Source organism: Streptomyces tanashiensis (assembly GCF_014648895.1).
GTDB lineage: Bacteria > Actinomycetota > Actinomycetes > Streptomycetales > Streptomycetaceae > Streptomyces > Streptomyces tanashiensis.
The window spans coordinates 1-4,812 of sequence record NZ_BMRZ01000044.1 but is presented as its reverse complement, the minus strand read 5'-3'; the positions used below and the strand labels follow the sequence as shown (position 1 = coordinate 4,812).

Annotated in this window: 3 protein-coding genes and 2 pseudogenes; all 5 read right to left on the bottom strand. The window is 69.3% G+C overall.

The window, feature by feature from the left end:
• Window positions 1–98 (bottom strand): annotated as a pseudogene (locus IE237_RS40310) (ATP/GTP-binding protein); the annotation flags it as partial.
• On the bottom strand, window positions 79–627 hold the full coding sequence (locus IE237_RS40305) for a DUF742 domain-containing protein (RefSeq protein ID WP_189807196.1): 549 nt from the start codon (window positions 625–627) through the stop codon (window positions 79–81). The pseudogene IE237_RS40310 and the gene IE237_RS40305, both read right to left, overlap by 20 nt.
• Before the next feature lie 91 nt (window positions 628–718).
• Entirely contained in the window at window positions 719–1,132 is a 414-nt protein-coding gene (locus IE237_RS40300) for a roadblock/LC7 domain-containing protein (RefSeq protein WP_056644956.1), read from the bottom strand.
• Between the two features lie 7 nt (window positions 1,133–1,139).
• Window positions 1,140–4,379, bottom strand: coding sequence for a sensor histidine kinase (locus tag IE237_RS40295; protein WP_189807195.1), 3,240 nt, complete (start codon window positions 4,377–4,379; stop codon window positions 1,140–1,142).
• Between the two features lie 340 nt (window positions 4,380–4,719).
• Window positions 4,720–4,812: pseudogene (locus tag IE237_RS40290) on the bottom strand (ATP-binding protein); the annotation flags it as partial.

The window sequence follows — 4,812 nt, the reverse complement described above, 5'->3', positions numbered from 1 at the left end:
ACGAACGTGGTCTTGCCCACGCCGAAGCCGCCCGCCACCACGATCTTCGCGCTGGTGGTTGAACGGGCCGCGCCGCCGCTAGAGCTTGCGAAGTCCACTGAGCACCCTTTCGAGCAGTGTCACGTCTGGCTGACCGCCGGCGGCCTCGTCGCCGCCCGGCTGGTGGATGGCGACAAGTCCGGCCTCGGCCAGGTCGGCGACGAGGATTCGGGCGACGCCGAGGGGAATGGAGAGAAGTGCCGAGATCTCCGCGACCGACTTGATCTCGAAGCAGAGCCGGCAGATCCGCTGGTGCTCGGGCAACTGCCCCTGCAGCCGGGCCGGATCGGCCGTCGTACTGACCAGTGCCTCGATGGCGAGCTGGTAACGCGGCCGGGTCCGGCCGCCGGTCATCGCGTAAGGACGCACCAGCGGGTTGTGCCCGCCGGAACCGCCCGCGGCGGACGGCCCGCGCGAGGCGGACGGCGAACCCGCGGCGGACGGGACCTGAGGCTGCGCGTAGGGCTGCGACACGCCCTGTCTGCTCGGGGCGGAGGGAAAGTTGAACCGGTTCTGCGCGGCGTCGCCCAATGGCGCCTGGTGCGCGTCATAACCGTTGTAAGGGCTCGCGCCCGGGGGTGTACCCACGTCTCCTCCTCCGACTGCCTCGCGGTCCATGTCCCTTGAACCGCGCCACCGCACCTTACGGTGCGGTGGCACGAAACGCACTGTCCGTCTGTTAGTTGAGCAGACTTCCCTGAAGTTCCGCCCGGAGGTCGGGGGTCAGAACAGTGCCCGCGCGGTCCACGAGCAGGGCCATCTCGTAGCCCACGAGACCGATGTCGGCCTCGGGGTGGGCGAGGACGGCCAGCGAGGAGCCGTCCGAGACCGACATGATGAAGAGGAAGCCGCGCTCCATCTCCACGACGGTCTGGTTGACCGCACCACCCTCGAAGATCCGGGACGCGCCCGCGGTCAGCGAGGTCAGTCCGGAGGCGACGGCCGCCAGCTGGTCGGCGCGGTCACGAGGGAAACCCTCGGACATCGCCAGCAGGAGTCCGTCGGCGGAGACCACCACCGTGTGCGACACCCCGGGGGTGTTGTCCACGAAGTTGGTGATCAACCAGTTCAGATTCTGCGCCGCCTGGCTCATGCTCACACTAACGCTCCTGGTTGTAGGTACTGCCCGGGCCGAGGCCCGATCCGTTCGTGTCCGTTCCCGCGTTGCGCCCCTGCTGGACGCCCCGGCGCAGGTTGCTCAACCTGCCCCGTACGTCCTCGGGTGCGCGGGAGACCTGGGGGCCGCCCTGCGGGGTCTGCTCAGCCGTGCCCTCGACCAGGTTGGCCTTCGGGACCCGTCGGGGGAGACCGGACGAGGTGACCCCGCCCGCCTTGGGGTCCTTGAGCTTGCCGGCCCGCTGCCAGCGCTCGTCGTTGGTCGAGCGCCATGCGTCGGAGCCGTCGGCTTCGTCCTGCTGCTGCACCGGCTGCGCGGGCTTCGGCTGCTGCGGCACCTGCTGCGTCTGCGGGGCGACGCTGCCGCGGCGCGGCAGACCGGCGTCGGTCAGCGCGTGTCCGGCGTCCGGGGCGGGACTCGCGGTCGGACCCGGACGGTCGAAGCCTACGCGGTCGGGGGCCTGTTCGGGAGCGCTCGGAGCAGATTCCGATTCCGCTCCGAATTCCTGTCCGTAGCCACCCTGGTAAGTGTTCTGATCCGGCCACTGTGCCTGGTGAGGCTGGGGATCGAACGCATTGCCGTACTGCTGGTGTTCGGTTGTCGGGGTCTCGTACGAGGCTTCCGCATAGCCCTGCTGCGGGTATGCCTCGTAGCCCTGCTCCGCGTAGCCGTAGCCGTCCTGCTGCGGGTAGCCGGCCGCGTACTCCTGGCCGTACTCCTGCGCCTGCTGGGGCTGCCCGTACTCCTGCGTCCCGTACTGCTCCGCCGGGTACTCCTGGGCCTGCTGCTGCCCGTACTCCTGGCCCTGGTCGTACTCCTGGGCCTGGCCGTACTGCTCGGCCGGCTCCGCCTCGTCGCGGAAGAGCGGACGGTCGCCGCCCTGCGCCTGGGCCTCCAGGGCGGCACGCCGCCCCTCGCGCTGCAGCGAGCGGTTGACCGGGTCGAGCTGACGCTCCTCCTCGGCCGGCTGCTCGTAGCGCGAGTCGTCGAAGCCGAGGTCGGCCGCGGTGAGCATCTGCTGCGGCGGGGCGGCCTCGAAGGCGTTCTGCTGCTGCTGCTGCGGAATGATCTGCGAGACGGTGAAGTCGTCCTGGAGCGGCTGCTCGCCGCCGCCACCGTGCGTGATCGCGTCCGGCAGCATGACCAGCGAGGTCGTGCCGGCCTGCTCGCCCGAGGGGCGGAGCTGGACCCGGATGTTGTGCCGGTCGGCGAGCCGGCCGACCACGAAGAGGCCCATGCGCTGCGAGACGGCGGCGTCCACGGTCGGCGGGTTCGCCAGCTTGTGGTTGATGTCCGCGAAGTCCTCGGCGGTGAGGCCGATGCCCTTGTCGTGGATCTCGACCATCACGCGGCCGTCGGGGAGGCGGGTCGCGGTGACGCGGACCTTGGTCTGCGGGGAGGAGAACGTGGTGGCGTTCTCCAGGAGCTCGGCGAGCAGGTGCACGAGGTCGGTCACGGCCTGGCCGTGGATCTCGGCGTCCGGCACGCCGGCCAGCTCGATGCGCTCGTACTGCTCCACCTCGGAGGAGGCGGCGCGCATGACGTCGACCAGCGGGACCGGCTGGTCCCAGCGGCGGCCCGGCTCCTCGCCGGCGAGGACCAGGAGGTTCTCGCCGTTGCGGCGCATACGGGTGGCCAGGTGGTCCAGCTTGAAGAGGTTCTCCAGCTGGTCCGGGTCGGCCTCGTTGTTCTCCAGGTCGGTGATGAGGGTCAGCTGGCCCTCGATCAGCGACTGGTTGCGGCGCGAGAGGTTGGTGAAGATCGCGTTGACGTTGCCGCGGAGCATGGCCTGCTCGGCGGCGAGCCGGACGGCCTCGCGGTGGACCTGGTCGAAGGCGCGGGCGACCTCGCCGATCTCGTCCTGCGAGTCGATCGGGATGGGCTGGACGCGGGTGTCGACCCGGCCCGGCTCCGTACGGGAGAGCTGGTCGACGAGCATCGGCAGGCGCTGCTCGGCGATGCCGAAGGCCGCGGTGCGCAGCTGGCGCATCGAGCGGCTCATCTGGCGGGCCATCATCCCGGCGAGGATGAAGGCGGCGAGCAGGGCGACGACGACGATGCCGCCGTTGACCCAGGCGTCCGTCTTGGCCTCGTCGGAGACGCGGATGGCCTCGTTCACGGCCTTGTCCACGAGGGCCTTCTCGACCTCGCTGTAGCCGTCGAACTTGGCGGTGGAGACGGCCATCCAGGTCTCGGGCGTGATGGCCTTGGCCTTCAGGGCCTTGATGCCCTCGGGGCTCTTGGCGGTACCGATCTGGGAGGCCAGGCCGGAGTAGACGGAACCGTCCTTGCCCTTGGGCAGCTCGACGCCGGCCGCGGACATCTTCTTCTCGCCCTCGGCGGCCTTGCCGGCCATGACCTTCTTGAGCAGCTCGACGTCCTCGGGCATACCACCGGAGGAGAACTCGCCGAGGGCGATCTGCTCCAGGTAGTTGTACGAGTTGAACGCCACGGACTGCTGGGCGAAGACGCCCTCGTCCTGGCTGGGCCGGACGAGCAGCTGGGTGCCGATGGAGCGCTGGAGGGACTCCGCGCCCTTCGAGAGCTGGATCGCGTAGACGCTGCGGCCGTAGCTGGTGATGTTGCCGGTGCCCAGGCCGAGCTCGTTGGAGAACTCGGTGAGGTAGTGCTGGACGCCGGTGTACCCGAGCTGGGTGTTCACCGGGTCGAGGGAACGGGTGTACGCGGCCTTGCGGAGCGCTTCGAGCTTGGGCTCCTCGTCCTTGAACAGACGGAGCCGGCGCTCGAGACCCTGGCCCGAGGGCAGGTTCTTGGCGGCCTCGTCGAACTTGGCCTTGGCGGCGTCGGTCGCGGCGTACGCCCGCTGGACCTCGTCGACCTTGCGGTCCTCGGGGTTCTTCGCGATCAGCAGGGGGCCGGCGGTGAGGTCACGCTCGTTGAGCAGGGCGGTGCTGTACTCCGAGGCGGCGCGCACGATGAGCGCCGTCTTCTCGGCGTCCTGCGCCTCCTGCCAGGTGTCGATCGCCGCCTTGACCTGGAAGCTGCCCATGACGAGGCCGACGAGCACGGGTATGCAGAGGATCGCGTTCAGACGGGTGGGCACCCGCCAGTTGCGGGGCGACAGCTTGCTGGAGCTCCCCTTGGGCGCCTCGGTGGGGGGCGGCGTCACGGGCACGTCCGCGGGTGACATCGCTGTACGCGACGGCGGCGTGAAGTTGCCCCGCGTCTCCTGCTCCGCGGAGCCTTCGTTGCTTCGCCTCACTCGACCAACAACCTCTCGGCGTCGGCACCTACGTTGTGCCGGTGTTTCGTTCAGGGCCGTACTACTCGGGAGTTCATGAATTGCAGCACGTGAAGGGGGTCCGTTCCAAACAGTGGGAAGCGACCTCTTTCAGTGGTCCAGGCCTCACATAAAACGGGCATAAAGAGCGAGCCCCGCCAAATGGCGGGGCTCATGTGAGCGCAGTGACACCGATCGGATGCGTCGGGTGTCCGGGGCGCCCCAATTCTCTGTCGAAATGTTATGAACGCGAGGGCGGTCGTGTCGAAGGACACAGACCGCCCCCGGCAGAGGCATATGACAACCGCCCTCGCCCGTTCTTCTACTTCAGGCGTGCCATGAGGGCGTGCTCGACGAGCGTGATGAGCGCGCTCTTGGCGTCGGCGCGGTGGCGGGCGTCGGTGGTGATGATGGG